Annotated in this window: 22 protein-coding genes; 10 read left to right on the top strand and 12 right to left on the bottom strand. The window is 57.9% G+C overall.

Annotated elements, in window-relative coordinates:
• The first annotated feature begins 174 nt into the window (after positions 1-174).
• The 4 genes from tam (at position 175) to AC1DPR_RS27445 (ending at position 3,721) form a co-directional block, all read left to right on the top strand.
• The gene (tam, locus tag AC1DPR_RS27460; RefSeq protein WP_113471597.1) at positions 175-945 is read left to right on the top strand and encodes a trans-aconitate 2-methyltransferase; all 771 of its coding nucleotides are present in this window, start codon (positions 175-177) and stop codon (positions 943-945) included.
• A 146-nt stretch (positions 946-1,091) separates the two neighbouring features.
• Entirely contained in the window at positions 1,092-2,600 is a 1,509-nt protein-coding gene (zwf, locus tag AC1DPR_RS27455) for a glucose-6-phosphate dehydrogenase (protein WP_113471598.1), read from the top strand.
• Positions 2,601-2,988: 388 nt separating this feature from the next.
• Positions 2,989-3,180, top strand: coding sequence for a hypothetical protein (locus tag AC1DPR_RS27450; protein ID WP_169682815.1), 192 nt, complete (start codon positions 2,989-2,991; stop codon positions 3,178-3,180).
• Positions 3,181-3,289: 109 nt separating this feature from the next.
• Positions 3,290-3,721, top strand: coding sequence for a hypothetical protein (locus tag AC1DPR_RS27445; protein ID WP_113471599.1), 432 nt, complete (start codon positions 3,290-3,292; stop codon positions 3,719-3,721).
• Between the two features lie 55 nt (positions 3,722-3,776).
• Here the strand turns inward: AC1DPR_RS27445 and AC1DPR_RS27440 are convergent, their stop codons facing one another.
• Positions 3,777-4,169 (bottom strand): hypothetical protein, encoded by a 393-nt coding sequence (locus AC1DPR_RS27440; protein WP_113471600.1) that lies wholly within the window; start codon positions 4,167-4,169, stop codon positions 3,777-3,779.
• Positions 4,170-4,400: 231 nt separating this feature from the next.
• Between AC1DPR_RS27440 and AC1DPR_RS27435 the strand changes: the two genes are divergently transcribed.
• Positions 4,401-5,960 carry a helicase HerA-like C-terminal domain-containing protein gene (locus AC1DPR_RS27435; RefSeq protein ID WP_113471601.1) on the top strand — a complete coding sequence of 520 codons (1,560 nt, stop codon included), beginning with the start codon at positions 4,401-4,403 and terminating at the stop codon, positions 5,958-5,960.
• Positions 5,961-6,017: 57 nt separating this feature from the next.
• Here AC1DPR_RS27435 and AC1DPR_RS27430 read toward each other — a convergent pair whose 3' ends face one another.
• Positions 6,018-6,320, bottom strand: a complete 303-nt coding sequence (locus AC1DPR_RS27430) for an alkylphosphonate utilization protein (RefSeq protein WP_018859604.1) — start codon at positions 6,318-6,320, stop codon at positions 6,018-6,020.
• 456 nt (positions 6,321-6,776) lie between these two features.
• Between AC1DPR_RS27430 and AC1DPR_RS27425 the strand changes: the two genes are divergently transcribed.
• The 3 genes from AC1DPR_RS27425 to AC1DPR_RS27415 all read left to right on the top strand — a co-directional run bounded on the left by AC1DPR_RS27425 (position 6,777) and on the right by AC1DPR_RS27415 (position 7,862).
• The gene (locus AC1DPR_RS27425) at positions 6,777-7,205 is read left to right on the top strand and encodes a hypothetical protein (RefSeq protein WP_477817599.1); all 429 of its coding nucleotides are present in this window, start codon (positions 6,777-6,779) and stop codon (positions 7,203-7,205) included.
• A 29-nt stretch (positions 7,206-7,234) separates the two neighbouring features.
• Positions 7,235-7,639, top strand: a complete 405-nt coding sequence (locus AC1DPR_RS27420; protein ID WP_477817598.1) for a Rap1a/Tai family immunity protein — start codon at positions 7,235-7,237, stop codon at positions 7,637-7,639.
• Positions 7,640-7,700: 61 nt separating this feature from the next.
• Positions 7,701-7,862, top strand: coding sequence for a hypothetical protein (locus AC1DPR_RS27415; protein WP_477817597.1), 162 nt, complete (start codon positions 7,701-7,703; stop codon positions 7,860-7,862).
• A gap of 189 nt (positions 7,863-8,051) precedes the next feature.
• On the opposite strand, the gene AC1DPR_RS27410 is transcribed toward AC1DPR_RS27415, so the two are convergent.
• From AC1DPR_RS27410 to AC1DPR_RS27400, 3 genes are read right to left on the bottom strand one after another with little or no spacing between them, the layout of a single operon-like run.
• The gene (locus AC1DPR_RS27410) at positions 8,052-8,846 is read right to left on the bottom strand and encodes an endonuclease (protein WP_477817596.1); all 795 of its coding nucleotides are present in this window, start codon (positions 8,844-8,846) and stop codon (positions 8,052-8,054) included.
• Positions 8,839-10,206, bottom strand: a complete 1,368-nt coding sequence (locus tag AC1DPR_RS27405) for a DNA cytosine methyltransferase (RefSeq protein ID WP_477817595.1) — start codon at positions 10,204-10,206, stop codon at positions 8,839-8,841. Before AC1DPR_RS27405 ends, AC1DPR_RS27410 begins: the two co-directional genes overlap by 8 nt.
• A gap of 9 nt (positions 10,207-10,215) precedes the next feature.
• Positions 10,216-10,659, bottom strand: coding sequence for a very short patch repair endonuclease (locus AC1DPR_RS27400; protein WP_477817594.1), 444 nt, complete (start codon positions 10,657-10,659; stop codon positions 10,216-10,218).
• 200 nt (positions 10,660-10,859) lie between these two features.
• Here AC1DPR_RS27400 and AC1DPR_RS27395 point away from each other — a divergent pair, with 200 nt between their 5' ends.
• Positions 10,860-11,534, top strand: coding sequence for an AbiU2 domain-containing protein (locus AC1DPR_RS27395; protein ID WP_477817593.1), 675 nt, complete (start codon positions 10,860-10,862; stop codon positions 11,532-11,534).
• A 142-nt stretch (positions 11,535-11,676) separates the two neighbouring features.
• Entirely contained in the window at positions 11,677-11,937 is a 261-nt protein-coding gene (locus AC1DPR_RS27390) for a hypothetical protein (protein WP_477817592.1), read from the top strand.
• Between the two features lie 196 nt (positions 11,938-12,133).
• Here AC1DPR_RS27390 and AC1DPR_RS27385 read toward each other — a convergent pair whose 3' ends face one another.
• From AC1DPR_RS27385 to AC1DPR_RS27355, 7 genes are all read right to left on the bottom strand, one after another.
• Positions 12,134-12,838: a recombinase family protein gene (locus tag AC1DPR_RS27385; protein ID WP_477817591.1), complete on the bottom strand. Its 705-nt coding sequence runs from the start codon at positions 12,836-12,838 to the stop codon at positions 12,134-12,136.
• 109 nt (positions 12,839-12,947) lie between these two features.
• Positions 12,948-13,235 (bottom strand): hypothetical protein, encoded by a 288-nt coding sequence (locus tag AC1DPR_RS27380; protein ID WP_477817590.1) that lies wholly within the window; start codon positions 13,233-13,235, stop codon positions 12,948-12,950.
• Positions 13,236-14,160: 925 nt separating this feature from the next.
• Positions 14,161-14,763: a terminase small subunit gene (locus tag AC1DPR_RS27375; protein ID WP_477817589.1), complete on the bottom strand. Its 603-nt coding sequence runs from the start codon at positions 14,761-14,763 to the stop codon at positions 14,161-14,163.
• 187 nt (positions 14,764-14,950) lie between these two features.
• Positions 14,951-16,321: a phage/plasmid primase, P4 family gene (locus AC1DPR_RS27370; RefSeq protein ID WP_477817588.1), complete on the bottom strand. Its 1,371-nt coding sequence runs from the start codon at positions 16,319-16,321 to the stop codon at positions 14,951-14,953.
• The gene (locus AC1DPR_RS27365; protein ID WP_477817587.1) at positions 16,321-16,677 is read right to left on the bottom strand and encodes a hypothetical protein; all 357 of its coding nucleotides are present in this window, start codon (positions 16,675-16,677) and stop codon (positions 16,321-16,323) included. Before AC1DPR_RS27365 ends, AC1DPR_RS27370 begins: the two co-directional genes overlap by 1 nt.
• Positions 16,674-17,042 (bottom strand): hypothetical protein, encoded by a 369-nt coding sequence (locus tag AC1DPR_RS27360; RefSeq protein ID WP_477817586.1) that lies wholly within the window; start codon positions 17,040-17,042, stop codon positions 16,674-16,676. Before AC1DPR_RS27360 ends, AC1DPR_RS27365 begins: the two co-directional genes overlap by 4 nt.
• A 119-nt stretch (positions 17,043-17,161) precedes the next feature.
• On the bottom strand, positions 17,162-17,365 hold the full coding sequence (locus AC1DPR_RS27355) for a hypothetical protein (protein ID WP_477817585.1): 204 nt from the start codon (positions 17,363-17,365) through the stop codon (positions 17,162-17,164).
• Between the last annotated feature and the right edge of the window lie 11 nt (positions 17,366-17,376).

Below are 17,376 nucleotides of genomic sequence, written 5' to 3'. Positions count from 1 at the left end.
ATCAGGTCACGCATTGGAGATTGGTTCGAGAACCGAAGGGCGAGGAACCACCTGTCCAGCGGAAGCACGAGATTTAGCCGATCGGCGAAAACGTCGATCAACACGAAACCGAACCCAAGGAAAAGCTGCCAGTTGAAGGCGTTTTGCCCTTGTGTTCTTTCATTGGAGATGGTCATGGCATGGTCTGCCAGCCAGTATGTCAAATTCGAGGATGAACGCACACGCCCGGCGCGGGATCTGTTGGCGCAGGTGCCGCTTGAACACGTCCGCCACGCCGTGGACCTCGGCTGCGGGCCGGGCAATTCGACGGAGCTGATTGTCGAGCGTTTCGGTGCCAAAGGCGTTTCCGGCCTGGACAGCGATCTGAACATGCTGGAAGCGGCTCGCAAGCGCATGCCCGGCACGCCCTTTGTCGAGGCCGACCTTGCCACCTGGCAGCCGAGCGAACCGGCGGACCTCCTCTTTGCGAATGCCGTCTTCCAGTGGCTGCCTGAGCACCTCGACATTTTCGATCGCTTGATGGACGGACTTGCGCCGGGCGGCGTGCTGGCGGTGCAAATGCCCGATAATCTGGCCGAGCCGACGCATCTGCTGATGGAGGAGACAGCGCATGCCGGCCCGTGGAAAGCAGCGTTCGAGGCGCGGAGCGTTCGCCGCAAAACCCTGCCGCCGCCCTCCACCTATTACAGCCGGCTCATCGGCAAGGCCGCCCGCGTCGACATCTGGCATACATCCTACAACCATCCAATGGCTGACGCCGCGGCAATCGTCGAATGGGTCAAAGGAACGGGCCTGCGGCCCTATCTCGATCACGCAGGCGAAAAGCATCGCGAGGCGTTCCTGGCGGACTATCTCGGCCGCGTTGAAAAGGCCTACCCGAAGATGTCGGACGGGCGCGTGTTGTTGCGCTTCCCGCGGATCTTCATGGTGGCGGTAAAGGGCTGACACGCCTGGCAGATCGACCGGATCCCATTGGCCGGTCGACGGGTAGGGCCGATTCTGGTGACATTGCCGTGCAATGCTCAGGCGGCATCCTGCTTGCCGCCGCACAAGCGCGCAGTATAGTCGATGGAAACAGCGAGGAAACCTTCATGGACGCCGCCCCCATTCCGTCAGCCACACTCGTCATCTTCGGCGCGACCGGCGACTTGACGCGGCGCCTGCTGATACCGGCGATCATCAATCTGACGCGAAGTGGATTGGTCGGCGACGATCTGAAGATCCTCGGCGTCGGCATAGAAGCTGGCGACGACGCCTCACTGGTTGCGAGGCTGGACAGCTTCCTAGCCGGATTGAGCGACCCGATCCGCCCGGAGACCGACGACGCCTGGCGGGGTCTGCGGCAGCGTATCTCCTATATTTCAGGCGATTTCACGCAAGACGGCATATTCGTTGAGATCAAGAAGCACCTGACCAACTGTAACGCGGCCTTCTACTTCGCGGTACCGCCGCAGTTCTTCGGCCCGCTGGTCGAAAAGCTGGCCCAGCACGGCCTCACCAGCGAGACTGACGGATGCTTCCGGCGGATTGCCATCGAGAAGCCTTTCGGCACCGACCTCGCCTCGGCCCGCGCGCTGAACGCCCGCATCCTCGCCAATGTCTCCGAGAGCCAGGTCTACCGCCTCGACCACTTCCTGGGGAAGGAGACGGTACAGAATATTCTGACCGCCCGCTTTGCCAACATGATGATCGAGGCGCTCTGGAACAACAACTATATCGACCACGTGCAGATCAGCGCCGCCGAAACAGTCGACGTCGGCACGCGCGGCAAATTCTACGACGCGACCGGCGCAATGCGCGATATGATCCCCAATCATCTGTTCCAACTGCTGGCGATGATCGCGATGGAGGCCCCGAACGGATTTGGCGCCGAAGCGATCCGTACGGAAAAGAGCAAGGCGCTGAGCGCGTTGCGCATCTATACGCCGGAGGAAGCCAAAGCACATGCCGTCCGCGGCGCCTACACATCAGGCAAGCTCGACGGAAACGACATTACCGCGTTCCGGGAAACCAAGGACGTCTCGCCCGACAGCAATACCGAAACCTTCGTCGCGATGAAGCTCTACGTCGATTCCTGGCGTTGGGCCGGCGTGCCCTTCTATCTCAGGACCGGCAAGGCGCTGAAGGCGCGCGATACGGAAGTTGTCATCACCTTCCAGCAGGTGCCCTTCGCGCAGTTTCGGAAAACGGATGTCAACCGTCACCTGCCGCCGAACAAGATGGTCATCCAGGTCCAGCCCGACGAAGGGCTGAGCGTCGAGATCTCCATCAAGTCGCCCGGCCTATCTGTCGACACCGTCCCGGTCTCGCTCGACTTCCGCTATGCCGACGAGTTCGACATCGGCAAGATGACCGGGTACGAGTCGCTGCTCTACGATCTTTTCACCGGTGACCAGACGCTGTTCCAGCGCGCCGACGGCATCGAGGCCGGTTGGTCGGCGGTGCAACCCTTCCTGGATATATGGGCGAAAAGCAGCGAAACGCCGGAGTCGTACGCGCCTGGAAGCAGTGGTCCATCCTGCGCCGACGAACTGATCCGCCGCGATGGCCGGGAGTGGCATGAACTGGGCGCAGCCACCCGCAACCACGATCCAAAGTAAAGTCCGGAAATACACGCTTAACTAAAGTAAAACCGAATAGAATTTCCCGGCAGCTCGCGCATGGCGAGCATAGATATTGTATCATCTCGTATGGACGAGACCCATCGCAACACATTTATGGTGTGCTATACAAAATATGGATGTGTTGACCCTTTCGCCTAGTATAGCGAAGATTCTCCGGCTGACCGCGTTGCTTTTTCTGTGCGACAAAGAAGGCGGGGCTCGTCCAACCCCGACGGGCCCTTCTTGTATTTTTCTAGCATTTGGCGAATAAAGTATATATTAGTCGAAATTGTTAAAGCTCGATTAATATATTTACTTGCGCTCTCTCGCCGCCTTGCTAAATCTATCTCGAGGGTTTTGGGGTATTGACATGGTAGATAGTCAATTGGCTAAGAATCGTTCGATTTCCGATCAGCGTATGGAAACCTGCAGGTCGGAGTTCGAACCCCTCCTTTTCGAGCTCATTCGCAATGGCGAGAAAAGGGGATGGAAGGCAGCCGAAATCGCGATGGCTCTGGCCGACGCTGCCGACGACGTCATCCTTAAGCTGGCAAGAGAAACGAAGAGCAAGCATTAAACCGGCTGCCTTGCGGCTTTGATGCCATGACGCTTCAGAAGTGCCTCCCTAACACGCAAGAGAAGCTGTAGCTTGTCTCCAGTGATTCTCTTGCCGGTTAAGAGGCCCGATGTCGCAGTTGATTGCAGCCGTTCTTCTTGCCTGTGGATGCGTCAGCCTCGCTGAGGTTGCCGACTGGCCACCCGCGGACAGCTATGTTCCGAAGATCGGTTGCCAGCAAAGCGACGCTGCCGAGCGCTGCGAACAGATCCGTGCTGATTGGACCGGCCTTTACGCGGATGCCATCGCCGGTCGCATCGAAAGTCAGAGGAAAATTTCTTTCTGCCTGAGCACCGGCTGCAACGAGGGCATCGTTGTCGAGCCCGTCCTTGGCTGTGCCTGGCGTCAGGTTATTGCGGCATCGCACAACCCAGAGATCAACGACACCGACCGAACCAACATCGACCGTTATTGCGGCCCCCGTGTGCTTGACGATGCCGGACGCAAGGCTGCCGGCGACCAGTCGCAAGCCTGGCTGGCCTTGCTTGGCGTCACGCCGTAACCACAAAAGCCAACGGGCGGAACAAGCCCGCCCGCCGAAAGTCTCGTCTTGCCGCTTAGACGAACTGGCTGAGGCCCGGAACCGAGCCGACAACCTCGTCCACAACTTCCTTGCCGGCGTGCTGCTCGGCAATCGCGATGGTTTCCTTGGCAAGCGTGGTGATCTCGCCCATGCCGAGGCCTTCCGACATCAGCTGCTGGCCGAGCGCCATGATGCCGCCGCCGCCGAGCGCGCCCATGATGCTGCCGAGGATCCCGCCGCCGCTCGCGCCTTCGCCGTTGTACTTGGCAACGAGGTCGGAAGCGCCCGGAATGGCTTCGATCATCTTGGCGACCGGACCGTCTGCCGCCTCGCGCTGCAGGAAGCCGAGCATCATGCCCACCGCCTTTTCGGCCAGTTCCGGAGTGATGCCCACACGCGCGGCGATCTGGTCTACGATTTCATTCATTGTCAGCCTCCTATTTTTGACGTTAACGTCAACGTTAGTCGAACTTTCCGGGCAACTCAAGCCGCCGGCCGCAAAAGCAGTCTTTATCCTACTTTTCCTTTTAATGCAGACAGTTGTCCGCACCGGGCTCCCTGCTTATAACAGGGAAGCGATATTACAATGACCATGCGGAAACGACGCTCCGCATTTTGACGCAATCGGCGCCGACAGCCGCAGGGAGAATTTTCGAAAATGCTCGAGGATGGCAAGATTTTCGTCGGCGTCAGCCGCAATCCGGATGACAGCATCAACAAGCCGGAATATCTCGACCTGAAATTCGGAAACCGCCACGGCCTGGTAACGGGCGCAACCGGCACCGGCAAGACGGTAACGCTGCAGGTGCTGGCCGAGGGCTTCTCGAGGGCCGGCGTGCCCGTCTTCTGCTCCGACATCAAGGGTGATCTTTCCGGTATCGCCGCCAAGGGCGAACCGAAGGATTTTCTCACCAAGCGCGCCGAGCAGATCGGCTTCGACGATTACGAATTCGACCAGTTCCCGGTCATCTTCTGGGATCTCTTCGGTGAGAAGGGCCACCGCGTCCGCACCACCATTGCCGAAATGGGGCCGCTGCTTCTCGCGCGGCTGATGGACGCCTCCGAGCCGCAGGAGGGCGTCATCAATATCGCCTTCAAGCTCGCCGACCAGGGCGGGCTCCCCCTGCTCGACCTCAAGGACTTTTCCTCGCTGCTGAATTACATGGCGGAGAACGCAACCGAGCTTTCCAGCCAGTTCGGTCTGATCTCGAAGGCGTCGGTCGCCTCGATCCAGCGTGGTCTCCTTGTGCTGGAACAGCAGGGCGCCGAGCACTTCTTCGGCGAACCCGCGCTCAAGATCACCGACATCATGCGGACCAACAACCGCGGCTATGGCCAGATTTCCGTGCTCGCCGCCGACAAGTTGATGATGAACCCGCGGCTCTATGCGACTTTCCTGCTGTGGCTGCTTTCCGAGCTCTTTGAGGAGCTGCAGGAAGTGGGCGATCCTGAGAAGCCGAACCTCGTTTTCTTCTTCGACGAGGCACACCTGCTCTTTAACGACGCGCCGAAGGTGCTGATCGAGCGTGTTGAACAGGTCGTGCGCCTTATCCGCTCGAAGGGGGTCGGCGTCTATTTCGTGACGCAGAACCCGCTCGATGTGCCGGAAACCGTCCTCGCGCAGCTCGGCAACCGGGTGCAACATGCGCTGCGCGCCTATTCGCCGCGCGAGCAGAAGGCTGTGAGAACAGCGGCGGACACCTTCCGTCCCAACCCTGCCTTCGACTGCGCCACCGTCATCACCACGCTCGGCACTGGCGAAGCGCTGGTGTCGACACTGGAGGCGAAAGGCTCGCCATCGATCGTCGAGCGGACGCTGATCCGCCCGCCGTCCGGACGCGTCGGCCCGTTAACCGATCCGGAGCGCCAGCAGGTCATGGACAAGAGCCCGGTGCTCGGGGTCTACGACGAAGATCTCGATCGTGAATCCGCCTTCGAGATTCTGGCGGCGCGCGCCAAGAAGGCATCCGACTCCGATGCAGCCAAGCAAGCGCAACCGACAGAGCCGACCGAGGGCAACGCCTCGGGCCGCTGGACGCTGCCAGGCTTCGGCGATGATGACACCGAACCGCAGGCCAAGAGCCAGGGCCGCGCCCGCTCCTCCGGCTACCAGCGCGAAACGGTCGTGGAAGCCGCGATGAAGAGCGTGGCCCGTACGGTGGCGACACAGGTCGGCCGGGCCCTGGTGCGCGGCATCCTCGGAAGTTTGAAGCGCTGAGCGGAAGGGGCTTATCGCCCGCGTTCCGCCCCGCGAAATCCTCTGCGCGTCACGCGCTCAACGCTTGCGGACGAACTCCGTGCGCAAGACAAGGCCCTTGATGGTGTCGTGGCGGCAGTCGATCTCTTCCGGGTTATCTGTCAGCCGGATCGAGCGGATGACCGTGCCCTGCTTTAGGGTCTGATTGGCGCCCTTCACCTTCAGATCCTTGATGAGGGTGACGGAATCGCCGTCCTTGAGGACGTTTCCGGCAGCATCCCGGACCTCAGCGGCCTGCGCGGCCGCGGCAGCCATTTCCGAAGCCGGACGCCATTCGCCCGTCACTTCATCATAAACGTAATCGTCGTCACCGCCTGCCATGGCGTCTCTCCTGGAAATTTAAGAATACCTGTCGAGCCGCTTACAGCAACCACGCTGCCCAATGCAAGTTCGGGAGCGCGACCGCGCAGCACAAGCGCTTTGGTTGCATTCCTGGGTTAGCAATGCTATTTCTCCTATGCGCTCAAAGAGAAAGGAGGGTCGCGTGCAAAATTTCTATTTCCGGTTCAACCGGCAACGTGGCCCCGTCAACGCCCTGCAAATGCGTGAACGTTAAAAAAATACGTCTTATTTTCAATTATTTAAGTCCTAGTGTCCAATTTCAGTGTCCAAAATCTACAGCGAAAACTGACGAACGCTGACGGATATCAGCGTGGTGAAGCGCTACCAGCCGCGCCGCTGTTCAAAAAAACCTGTGGTTGATTGCTTGCGTAATGTCGGCCTCGTTGACTTGGTACGCGAAGGACTTCAAGGCTTGGCGCACAACTGGGGGAAATCATGAGAAAATTTGTGTTACTGCTGGCCATGGCGGCCTTGGCAGGTTGCGTCAGCCAAAGCGAGATGGCGCTTTCAAACAACGTCTACAAGCTCGATATCGATGCCAGCGGCCTTATCGGGACAAGCATCGCCAAGGGGCAGGCGCAACGCCGCGTGGCGCAACTCACCCTCGACAAGGGCTTCACCCACTACGTGATACAGGCGGCGGACACGCAGAACTCCCGCACCTACGCGGGTAACATGCCGGTCTATGCGAACACCACCGTCAATGTCGTCGGCAACACCGCCTATGGAAACACGATGTATACGGGCGGGCAGGCGATCTACAGGCGGCAGTCGCAGACATCCATCATCGTCGCGATGTTCAAAGCGCCTAATGTGCCCGGCAACGCCATCGATGCGGCGGCGGTTTTGAAAAGCTCACGGTAATCTGCGGCAAGGCTCTAAAGGAGACCGGCGTGATAAACCTGTTTTTCGTGTTGAGGTATTTCATGACACGACAACTGCTTGCCGCCGTGGGTTTGGCCTTGGCGTGCGCAATTCCAGTCACCCCGGCCTTTGCCTACGTCTCGTATATCAACGGCAACGAGTTATACGGTTGGTGCTCGACGAAAGAGCAGGCCACAGTTAACACGGCGCAATCACTATGCGCCGCCTACGTTTTGGGTGTGGTCGACGAGTTCGAGATGACGCGGGCCGGATTGGGCAAAACGACGTGCCTTCGAGAGGGAATAATCACGCAGCAGTTGATTGATGTCGTAACAGCGAGCTTGCGGGATCACCCGGAGACGCGGGACAAACCGGCATCCGGTCTCGTTCAAACAGCAATCACGCACGCCCTTTGCCCTGAGCTAAACCAATGAAGAAAGCCCCAATTTTGCGGCGCTGGTGTGGTCGGGACACGCGCACGCGGTCGAGAACCGCATGGCTCAAATCATTGCCCAGTGCGAAATCGATGCTGATGAATGGAGCGCGAGGAAGCCGATATTGGATTATCTCAAGGATGTGGCCACGGCACGTCAAGTTGGGGCCATCGTTATCAGCTGTGCATGGAAGCAAAAGGCGCGGCGCAGCGCCCGACCGTAGGGATGACCGGTGCGGACGGCAAAAACTATGCGTGGCCGTATGGCTAGACCGAACAGTCAACGATAAACCGATAACAGCCACAGAACGCAATCGCCTATATCGCCAACGCAAGCGCGGCGAGTTGCCGCCAGCGTCAGCGTTCGCCTATCGCGGTTGAGAGGCCAAGCCCGTCCTCAGTCTTCAGCACCCCTAGCGGTAATCGCGGATCGCGCCGTGATCCAAGTCGGTCGCAGGCACGAGCCGGTAATGTCGTTCTTCAACGACCTTCACCTGCCCATCCTCCAGGGTGAGCTCGAAAAGCGCGATTACACCTTCCGCCATAAACTGCGCTGCAACTGGTCGACAACGCATTTCCGGAAATTTCTCCGCGGCAAAGGCGAGGTCTTGCCCAGTTTGAACAACCCCGATTTGATCCTTACCGCCTTTCGCTTGAACGGGTATCGCGTAGTGGCAGCCGTACTTGTCTAGGCCGATGTACACCTCGTCGATTTCAATCTGCCCAACATTCTTGACGGTAGTACGCAAGTGATTTTGTAAACTGTAGGTCGTTAGGCCGAGAAAAGTATCGATGAGCCTGTTGTATCTCACGATCGCGAGGAGGGCTTGTTCGTCATCAAGGGCATAGTATCGGATCAGTTCCGGCGTTGCGTCGGGAATAGCGATGCTCACGAGGCTTTCGCTCGGCAGTATTCTCGTTACTTTCGTCAGCCTAAATCGGTACCGGGCCGTTCCAGCGCCTTCAATTATCCACTCCAATCCCTCGGGTTGGGTATTGAGGATCGCAGGGGGAAGCGGGATGCGGAAACGAAAACTGTAAATTATATCGCCGAGGTTCTTCGGGAGCTTGATCGAGTGCTCTTCCGCGAAGGTGACTAGTTCGTCCCGTGCGAACTCGAAGTCGGTTACTCCTTCTTTCCAATAGTGGAAGAAAATTCGCTCGATCAATACCCTGTAGCGATGGGTAGCAGGGTCCGGCTTAGCCATTTACAACTCGCAACGGGGCGACACCTGCTTCAATTTCGGACTGTTTGCGCTTCTTCGCGCCGCTCTTACGGTCACGCCGAGAATTTGGCTTCTCTACCCCGAAATGTTCCGCGGCCCCCGTCATCTCAAGATACAATAGTGCCTCGTCGCCCAAAGGTAGACTGCCTAACGGTTTCACTGGCCTCATCCCAAGTGCTGCCACGACCGAAGTGGCTACAGCCCGAGCCAATGGCGGCGGCACGGAATTGCCTATTTGCCGAGCGCCATGCCACTTGGTTGCGTGCAGTCTAAACCAGTCGGGAAACCCATGCAGCCGAGCCATCTCACGAACAGTGATACATCTTGGGTAATCGAAATGGATCGGTCGCGGGCTTGTGAACGCGCCACGAGCCCCGTCTGTACCTGCTCGTAAAGTATTGGAAAGGCCATCGGACGAGAGCTTAAAAAACCTGCTTATGGGCTCAACCGAACCCGGCTGAGTGTTGGCAAACCGGCCCCTAGATATCTCGGTGTGCTCCGTACGGGCGCTCGAGGTGAGAATGCCCGGCTTCCACTCCCGCACGTAGCCATAGTGCCACGCGTCGTTCGTCATGCAACGCAGTACCGCCGAGTATTGCGACGCGTCGCCATACGCAGCGGTTTCAACCGCATCCGAATGGTTTAGCGCCTCAAAGAGTTCAGCGTCGGGTAGATCGGCCAATGCATCCCTACAGGTAGGACCTACTGCGATGCCGCGGACCGACCGTTTACCGTCCGCGGGATTGCTTGTCGCCACAGGATAGTCGGGTATCTCGCGACCGATTTTCGCTCCGAATAAGATCAGCCTCTCTCTATGCTGCGGTACACCGTAGTTGGCTGCGTCCAAAACGCGCCATGGCAAGCGCACGTGGTATCCCCGCTCGCCGAAAGCCTCCACCAGTTCGTCCAAGAACGCCCGTTGACTGCCTACTGTGAGGCCTTTGACATTCTCAAACACAAAGGTTTCGGCATCCAATTCCGCAACCAACCGCACAAAGTCCATGACCAAATTGTTCCGAGGATCGTCCAAAATCCGCTGCCCGATCATCGAGAAGCCTTGGCAAGGGGGTCCGCCAAACACGCAGTTGACGGTGCGAGCCCCAATACCCGCTCGGCGACGAATTTCCGTCCCCGTCAGTTCGGAAACCGACTGCGAAATAACGACCGTGTCAGGGAAATTGAACTTGTGCACGGCGCAATGGATAGGATCAATCTCAACGGCCGCAGCGACGTCGAAACCTGCTTGCTCGAAGCCGAGGCTCATGCCTCCTGCTCCAGCGAATAGATCGATACCAAGTGGGCGTTCGGGAAATTCATTTCGGTGTGCGAAGCGATTTGTCATGCGGGCAATCTAACTACGTTCGCCCTTTTTGTCGATCGCATTTATGGGCTCATCCAAAAAAATTATTATCTGTTGCAAAGCCTTTTCAAGGTCAGCCAGGTCGCACTGCCACACCACAAGCACCTGCCACCCCCTCGCCGCCAACTCGCGGAGGTTTCGGGCGTCCCGAAGGCGATTAGCCTCTATTTTCGGTCCCCAGTACTCCATACGGGATTTTGGTGCCCGTCCTTTTTGACAGCCGTGCCCGTGCCAAAAGCACCCGTGAACAAATATTGCCTTCCTTCTGCCCGGAAACACTATGTCGGGGGACCCGGGTAAGTCTTTTCGATGCAGGCGATATCGATACCCGAGCTCGAAGAGGGCGCGCCGTATTACCATCTCCGGTCCCGTGTTCTTGGTCCCGATGGACTGCATTATTTTCCGCCGCACCTCCGGGGTACGTGTGTCGGACATAGTTCACCGCCCAGTTCCATGCTCATCCATCGCAGTGCGGCTATCAGAAGCGCGCCTGCCCTCGACGTTCCACCGAAGATTGTGATAGATCGCCGATTTTCAAGACAAAACCCGAACTGGGGGCATGGGTGTCAAAGCCAGGAGCGAACAAGAAGCGAAGGCCAAAGGTCGTTCACCTCACGAATAAACAGGCCGTGCGTATGGTGGACGAAATTACAAAGGCATTGGAGAACGACATTCGATCAGCACTCCAAATCAAATCTGCGCTGGAAGCTGCAAACGCGATTATCGCGAGCGATCCCGTCAAGAAGTACCACGGCGCAGAAACCTATAATTTGGTGAAGCAGTGCCTTATCCTTACGCTTGCGCAGGCAGTCGCGCGGATGTTCGATACGCCCAGCGCTCGGTTTCATAGAAATGCGAGCGATAAGGCGACCGTGCTCCTCCTCACAGGACTATTGCGTCGCAAACGTGTTCGAATTGCTCTCATAGACCGCGCTCGCGAGTGGACCGGATTTAACGAAGATTTTTACATGCGAGATTGCGCAGACGGCATAGATCGGGCAATCGCCGAGGCCGTCCGTTTTGGACGTTCCACCTCCCTCCGCCATTCATTGCGAAGGCTTCGCAGCCTAAGGGATACGCGCTTGGCGCACCTGCTGATCGACAACGGAAGACAGACAGCCAAATCCGTTGCCTTGCCTACATTCGACGATGTCTACAAATTGCTTGACGTCGCACGAGAGGTCATGGACGGGGCCTCACTTGCAGTGAATGGCCGATCCCCAGCTCTAGAAGGCTACGAGAATGCATATCGAGATAGCGCGGAAGTTTTTTGGACAAAAGCCCTAAATGGCGCTCGCCTGACCGGCTAAACGCAGATCGCATTTAAGGGGCGTTCTTTAGGATTTAAAATCTGTGATTTCACGAAGCTCGCGGCGCTTCGCTGTAGTTCGCTAAGTCTCTTCTGTGGCATCTTTGCTTCGAGCGAGGAATACACACGGCAAGGGAGCAAAGATGAGCGGGGCAGTGACGACATTCTTGGTGGGAGCGGCTGCGCTCGGCGCATGGGCTGTGTTCTCTTCGACCTCGCGCCGGATGTGGTTCGCGTCCGGAGTTGCGACGGAACTCCAGCATGAGTTCGGCTTTCCTTCGAACATTGCCGACAGCATCGTGGCACAGCACCGCGAGGTCATCGAACAGCAGCGCAAGGCGGGAAACACCAAGCAAATTGTTGCTTCTGCGCTGGCCTCCATCTACACCTCGACCAAAGGTTAGGCAGGCCGACAACACGCTCACTTGCGGCAAGGAATTGTAAGTTGATTGACCGCGGGAGCATATGGCTTCGGAACTGATTGACGGAATGGCGCGCCACCTTCCACTCAAGTATCTACACAGGTGGGCCCCTTTCATCGCCACCCGCCCTGCCTGCCGAAAGCCCCCGGCGTGGGAGGGGTTCCCGCGTTTGACAAACTCACGCCCTTTCGGGCTTTCGGTCCAGCATGCGCGAGATTGCCATCCGGGTGTAGGGTTTTCCGGCGCTCGAAACATAGCCTTCCTTGGCCAGCTCGTTCGAGATATCAGCCAGCGACCGCTTCTTGCCATTGCGGGGATAGCGAGCCAGCTTCTTTGCCAGCGCGATCATGGCCCCGCCGCCATCAAGCTCGGCATAGTTCCGCCGACCTCCGACCTTCCGGCCGGTCGCCCGCCGCTTGCGCTCCCGCGCTCCACGCAGCTTCTCGACCAACATGCTCTTCTCGAACTCGGCAACCGCGCCGAGCACCTGCCTGATTAGTTTGGCGGTCGGCCCATCGGCCACGAAGCTTTCGGGGCTGTCGACTGCGATGAGATCGATACCACGCGCCGCCAGCATCTCGAAGGCCACCTCTTGCACGAGCAGGTCGCGAGCAAAACGGCTGGCAGTCTCGACAAGGATCGTGCGGACGCCGTTCGACATCAGTCGCTCCAGCATCGCCGAAAAACCCGGCCGCTCGGTCACGTGATCAGCACCGGACACTGCGGCGTCATAATAGCTGTCCACGACCTCATAACCGGCCGCCTTAGCGAAGGTCTCGACTGCCTCTCGCTGCCGCCGCTCGCTATCCTTGTCCGGCCCAGTGTTGGCTGAACTAGAGGTCCGAAAATAGGCAACTGCCTTTGCTCTTTCCTTATCTTTCAACACATGCACCCGTGTCTTTGTATCATTTCCTTGAGCAATTGATACAAACCTAGTCGCAAATAAGCAAGATCCGAGGCTAAAGATCGTTTGATGTGCGGGCTAGTTTAGGTCAGCCGAGTGCGTCCAGCGCGTCTGCGATGGCATCACAAAGTGCGTCGACGGCGCGTTGATGTGCGTCTTGCATCTTGATTTTATAAAGTGATGGATGATCGGAAATGTGAGGTGCGAGGTCTTCGTTGAAGATTTTCTCCGCGACAGCCACCATGGTTGGGGTCAGCGGCTTCAAATCTAATTCACGGCCCAACTCTTGCTCTAGCTTAAGACGCACCTCGGCAAGCACCATCACCGTGAAGTTGCGTCGACCACTTTTAACTGCGAAGTTGCTGAAAAATCCCATCGCTGCCTGCCAATGTTAGAAAGCCTCGGGCCATCCCCGTTTCTGTATGCAATCAGCAGGAGCCGAATGCAAGGACATGGTGACGATGGACCAGGTTCTTCAGCGAGTGAGCGGCAACCGCAAGCTCGACGGAATGCTGTGCAAAGTGGCGGACCCGGCTAGGGCGCGAGGCGAAGGCTTCATCGCGGCAGTTCTAATCCCAATTTATGTTGCCTTGGCGGAACAAAATCGAGTTAGTTCGACAGTTTGGACAGTAATAACGGCGCTTCGCGCTTAAAACCCGATCTCCCCAGCCAACATCTCGTGCGCTCATTGCCAGCGAGCCCGTCGGTTCCTCGGATAAAGCGGCGTCATCATACGGAAGGGGGTCGGCCGCCGAACATTGCAGGCAGACCTGCGTTTGCGCTAACGTGTTGACAGTTGTTATTGCGTCGCAGGAATTGCAGAGGCAGGGCCAGGAACTGAACGTTCTATGGTTATGCATGCCGCCTCCAATCGATCCATGTGCCTCGTAGTCGCATTGAGCACAGCGCGCTATGAATGACGTTCCCAAAAGATTTTCCCTTCTATTGAGCGAAGCTCGCGACTTTGAGATGGTGCTACCGTCTGCCGAATTAACGCACAAAATGCTAAAAATCGCCAAGGGTCGGCAACCTCCACCTAGCGACGCGCTTCCCCAGCGGCGGATATTAGTGAAGGCCTGCGCTTTCCCGTTGCCCGATAGGTTCTGTGTGGCAGCGGGCAGATCGGCAACTGTTGCTGAGGAACCTTGCCTCGCTTGGATGAAGCATCGCATGAGAGGCCCAATTGGCTCACAAAGGCCCGATAATCCAGGCGATAGAGGGAAGAGGAGCATGGCGTGGATTGGCCAGGCACCGACGAGGCCGAGGCTTTAAGACCCGCCAGCGCCGATAACTCGATAGTATCAATCAAGATCGATCACCCCGCAGTTTGGCATTATGGGCTCCACTGGGTCGCCGCCCCAATTGATCGGGTTGGGGACCTCCATTCCGCTTGGAAGGCTTTCCCCATGAGCGTGTTGACCGTTCATCTTGCGCTTCTCCGCCTTCAGCCGCTTGGCTCCGTCGGTCAAGGCTGGCCTCGACCCTGTGCCGGAAGCGAATTGTGCTTCCCATTCTTCCACCGAAAGCTCTAATACACGCGTAGGTAGAGGCGCTGGCCGATGCATTATCTCTAATTGCTTCGGTGCTTCGAACCCAAGGATTTTACACTGCAGCGCGTAGCCAGCAATCATGGCGCTCGCGTTCCCACATTGCCTCGCGAATTCGATGGCGACGTCCAAATTCTCGATCATCGAGGACAGTGTTTTTTCTGTCTTTTTTGCCGCGCCATTCTTCAGTTCGCGGATGCGGGACGCCACCCTAACATTGGCTAACAATCGTGGCGCTGATGCGTCCGCACATTTTGCGCCGACGTGATAGATCGCCGCATAGGACTTCGACCCCGCTTCGCCTTTGGCGATGAGGCGGCAGAAAGCTTCGTGGCGCTGGTTCGGAAGCGGTGACATGGGGCAAGGATACGCTATCGAAACAGCTTCGCCAAATAGACCGGCCGACGTGCACTCAATTGGGCCAATAATGCTCTAACCTACTGTTTTTATTGGTGACGGGTGACATATGGTGACGGGTTTATTTAATTATCGGCCCACTACGCGCGCGCATATATGAAGGCATACGAAAAACCGTCACAACCTGTCACCCCTCACCGTAGTGCTGTGCCTCCGACGCCTTGAGTTGGATGCCAATCCGGCGACGCTCGCTCTTTTTGCGCTCAAGCGAGAAGCCATTCCTTTCGAGCTCTTCCGAAAACGACTTCAGCGAACCGGGTGTCAGCCCATTACGCTTCATGAACGACGAGAACGATGCAAAGAGACGCGTCGCGCTGTCGTACAGATAGACGTTTCCGCGCTCGACGCGGCAGCATTCTTCAAGCCAAGTACTGAACGTATCCTGCTCTACGAAATAGTCGTCCGTCGCGGCGCTGATATCGTCGGGAATGATGAGCCCACTTTTCTGCCAGTCGAGGCAGCCGTCTATCAACCATCGCAGGATGCTTGGCCACTCCGGCACAAGTTCATCCGCCAGCGAGAGATTTGCCTTGGCGGGCCTGTGAAGCATCGGAACAAGGATCAAACGGCGGCGCATTGCATCGTCGACGGCCTTGAGTTCGGGCATGTGATTGCCTTGAACGGTCAAGCTGAACTGCGGTTGGAATTGGAAGAAATCCCCACGCATGAAGCGGGCGCTGATCGTATCCCCGCCTGTGAGTTGCTTCAGTCGCTGCTCATTCCATGATCGGCCTCGATCAGTCTCCGTGGCGCTGACAAGACGGGCCCCATCGAGACCGGCAAGTTCGGTCGGATGCCGGTCGTGCGCCGAGGCCAGGAACGTTTCGATTGGCGCTTCCATGTAGTAGTCACACGCGATGGCCGAGACCGTGCCAAGCAGCGTGCCTTTGCCGTTGCCGCCGGGTCCATGAAGCATCATGAACTTCTGCTCCCGTGTCGAGCCCGTCAGGCTATAGCCGAACCATTGTTGCACAAACCGGATCATGGCAGCGTCGCTTTCAAACGCCTCATCAAGGAAGGCAAGCCATCTCGGGCAGTCAGGCAATTCTGCAGGAACGACAGCAACGGCCTTGGTAATGTAGTCGGCAGCCGTCGGCTTCCGCAATGCTCCCGTGCGAAGGTCGACAGTGCCATCGGGCGTGCCCAAGAGAAACGCAGCCGGGTTCCACCGTCGTGCGGTAACGGCAAGCTCCGGATGGGCAGCAGCGATAGCTAGGACACCACTAGCGAAGGCCGACTTGCGGCAATCGCGCCTTTGTGAGCCGGTGAGTTCGGCGGAATGATGCCGCGAAAGGTCAACAGCTCGGTGAAATGCAAGGTTCGTTTCGTCAGGCTCCCAAAGCTTTCCCGTCCAACGATACCATCTGCCTCGTGTGTGATCGAAGGCGAATGTTCCGAAGAACCGGTCGACGAACGCCTGCGCGACGTCGCTTTGGCTGACAGTGTCTATACTTTCGAACGTCGCGGCAGCGCTAAGGTGCTTTGATTTTTCGTGCATCACAGCCTGCTCCCCTTTTGCCGAGGAGTGCTTTTCTGCCGCTGACGTTTCTTGTATTCGCGGCCTAGCCGCACCCACTGCATGGCAACGGCGGCTGTCAACCTATCGGGCGGACCTTGATGCTTGCTGCCTCCCTCCTCGATCAGTTGCCGCGTGAGCCGTCCTATTTCCCGATGAAGGTCCTGGATGAGGCAGGCCAAGTGCTCGATCTCGGCTTCCAACGCGGCATTCCGGTCACGTGCCGCACACAGCGCGGCACGCAGTCTCTCAATGCAAAACTTTGCAGCGCCAATCTCCGAAGCCTTGGCGATAAGCACTTGCGCGACAGTCTTTGGCGACGATTGGATATCGATCACCGCAATCTCCCAAGTTCGGGGGCGTAAGTGCTCACCGCAGCAGCGTCGTCGGCGCTGAAGGCAGCGAGCATCCGCTGATCATCGAAGGCGACGACGGGCGCATATCGCGCCTTGCCATGCTCGTCGCGGCTTTGCTGGCTGTCACGCGACATGATCGGCCGCGTCGGCAGCGCTACCGACATGCGACCATCGTCGGCAACGAACACGGCGCAGCCAAAGAGCCGCATCAGGTACGGGGCGGCCAAATGCAGGTCGGCAAAGCCTGCGAGTGCCCCGGCACCGCTCAGCCGATGAAAGCCGATGCAGGTGACGATGCCTGCTTTCAGCTGATCGGAACCGTGTGACACGAGGTGGTTGGAAGACATTGCGCCCCTCCTTCGGCTGAGGGGCCACGTTGCCATGCGCCGGGTAAGACACTACATTCGGGCTGTCGGATAGCCGGAATGCATTGGTGCCCGCCACGTCGTAGCAAGCGTGGCGGGTTTCATTCTGTTGGTAGTGACCGCAGGTATGCGTCAGCGTCGTCCACGAGGACGACCCTCTTCCGGCCAATTTTCCGGGTTTGCAGGCGTCCGGATTTTATCTCTTCATAGAATTTGGTTTGGCCCATATTCCCCAAATAGCGGCGGGCTTCCTTCGACGGCATCGCGGCGGGCTTAAACTCATTATTAGGACTTTCGGCACTCATGACTGCCACTC

This window comes from Rhizobium sp. 01T417 (assembly GCF_056398905.1).
This window is presented reverse-complemented; position numbering and strand designations above follow the sequence as displayed.

Coding starts and splice junctions, on each gene's coding strand:
- tam (WP_113471597.1), top strand. CDS start 175: ATGGCATGGTCTGCCAGCCAGTATGTCAAATTCGAGGATGAACGCACA.
- zwf (WP_113471598.1), top strand. CDS start 1,092: ATGGACGCCGCCCCCATTCCGTCAGCCACACTCGTCATCTTCGGCGCG.
- AC1DPR_RS27445 (WP_113471599.1), top strand. CDS start 3,290: ATGTCGCAGTTGATTGCAGCCGTTCTTCTTGCCTGTGGATGCGTCAGC.
- AC1DPR_RS27440 (WP_113471600.1), bottom strand. CDS start 4,169: ATGAATGAAATCGTAGACCAGATCGCCGCGCGTGTGGGCATCACTCCG.
- AC1DPR_RS27435 (WP_113471601.1), top strand. CDS start 4,401: ATGCTCGAGGATGGCAAGATTTTCGTCGGCGTCAGCCGCAATCCGGAT.
- AC1DPR_RS27430 (WP_018859604.1), bottom strand. CDS start 6,320: ATGGCAGGCGGTGACGACGATTACGTTTATGATGAAGTGACGGGCGAA.
- AC1DPR_RS27425 (WP_477817599.1), top strand. CDS start 6,777: ATGAGAAAATTTGTGTTACTGCTGGCCATGGCGGCCTTGGCAGGTTGC.
- AC1DPR_RS27415 (WP_477817597.1), top strand. CDS start 7,701: ATGGCTCAAATCATTGCCCAGTGCGAAATCGATGCTGATGAATGGAGC.
- AC1DPR_RS27410 (WP_477817596.1), bottom strand. CDS start 8,846: ATGGCTAAGCCGGACCCTGCTACCCATCGCTACAGGGTATTGATCGAG.
- AC1DPR_RS27405 (WP_477817595.1), bottom strand. CDS start 10,206: ATGACAAATCGCTTCGCACACCGAAATGAATTTCCCGAACGCCCACTT.
- AC1DPR_RS27400 (WP_477817594.1), bottom strand. CDS start 10,659: ATGTCCGACACACGTACCCCGGAGGTGCGGCGGAAAATAATGCAGTCC.
- AC1DPR_RS27395 (WP_477817593.1), top strand. CDS start 10,860: ATGGTGGACGAAATTACAAAGGCATTGGAGAACGACATTCGATCAGCA.
- AC1DPR_RS27390 (WP_477817592.1), top strand. CDS start 11,677: ATGAGCGGGGCAGTGACGACATTCTTGGTGGGAGCGGCTGCGCTCGGC.
- AC1DPR_RS27380 (WP_477817590.1), bottom strand. CDS start 13,235: ATGGGATTTTTCAGCAACTTCGCAGTTAAAAGTGGTCGACGCAACTTC.
- AC1DPR_RS27375 (WP_477817589.1), bottom strand. CDS start 14,763: ATGTCACCGCTTCCGAACCAGCGCCACGAAGCTTTCTGCCGCCTCATC.
- AC1DPR_RS27370 (WP_477817588.1), bottom strand. CDS start 16,321: ATGCACGAAAAATCAAAGCACCTTAGCGCTGCCGCGACGTTCGAAAGT.
- AC1DPR_RS27360 (WP_477817586.1), bottom strand. CDS start 17,042: ATGTCTTCCAACCACCTCGTGTCACACGGTTCCGATCAGCTGAAAGCA.
- AC1DPR_RS27355 (WP_477817585.1), bottom strand. CDS start 17,365: ATGAGTGCCGAAAGTCCTAATAATGAGTTTAAGCCCGCCGCGATGCCG.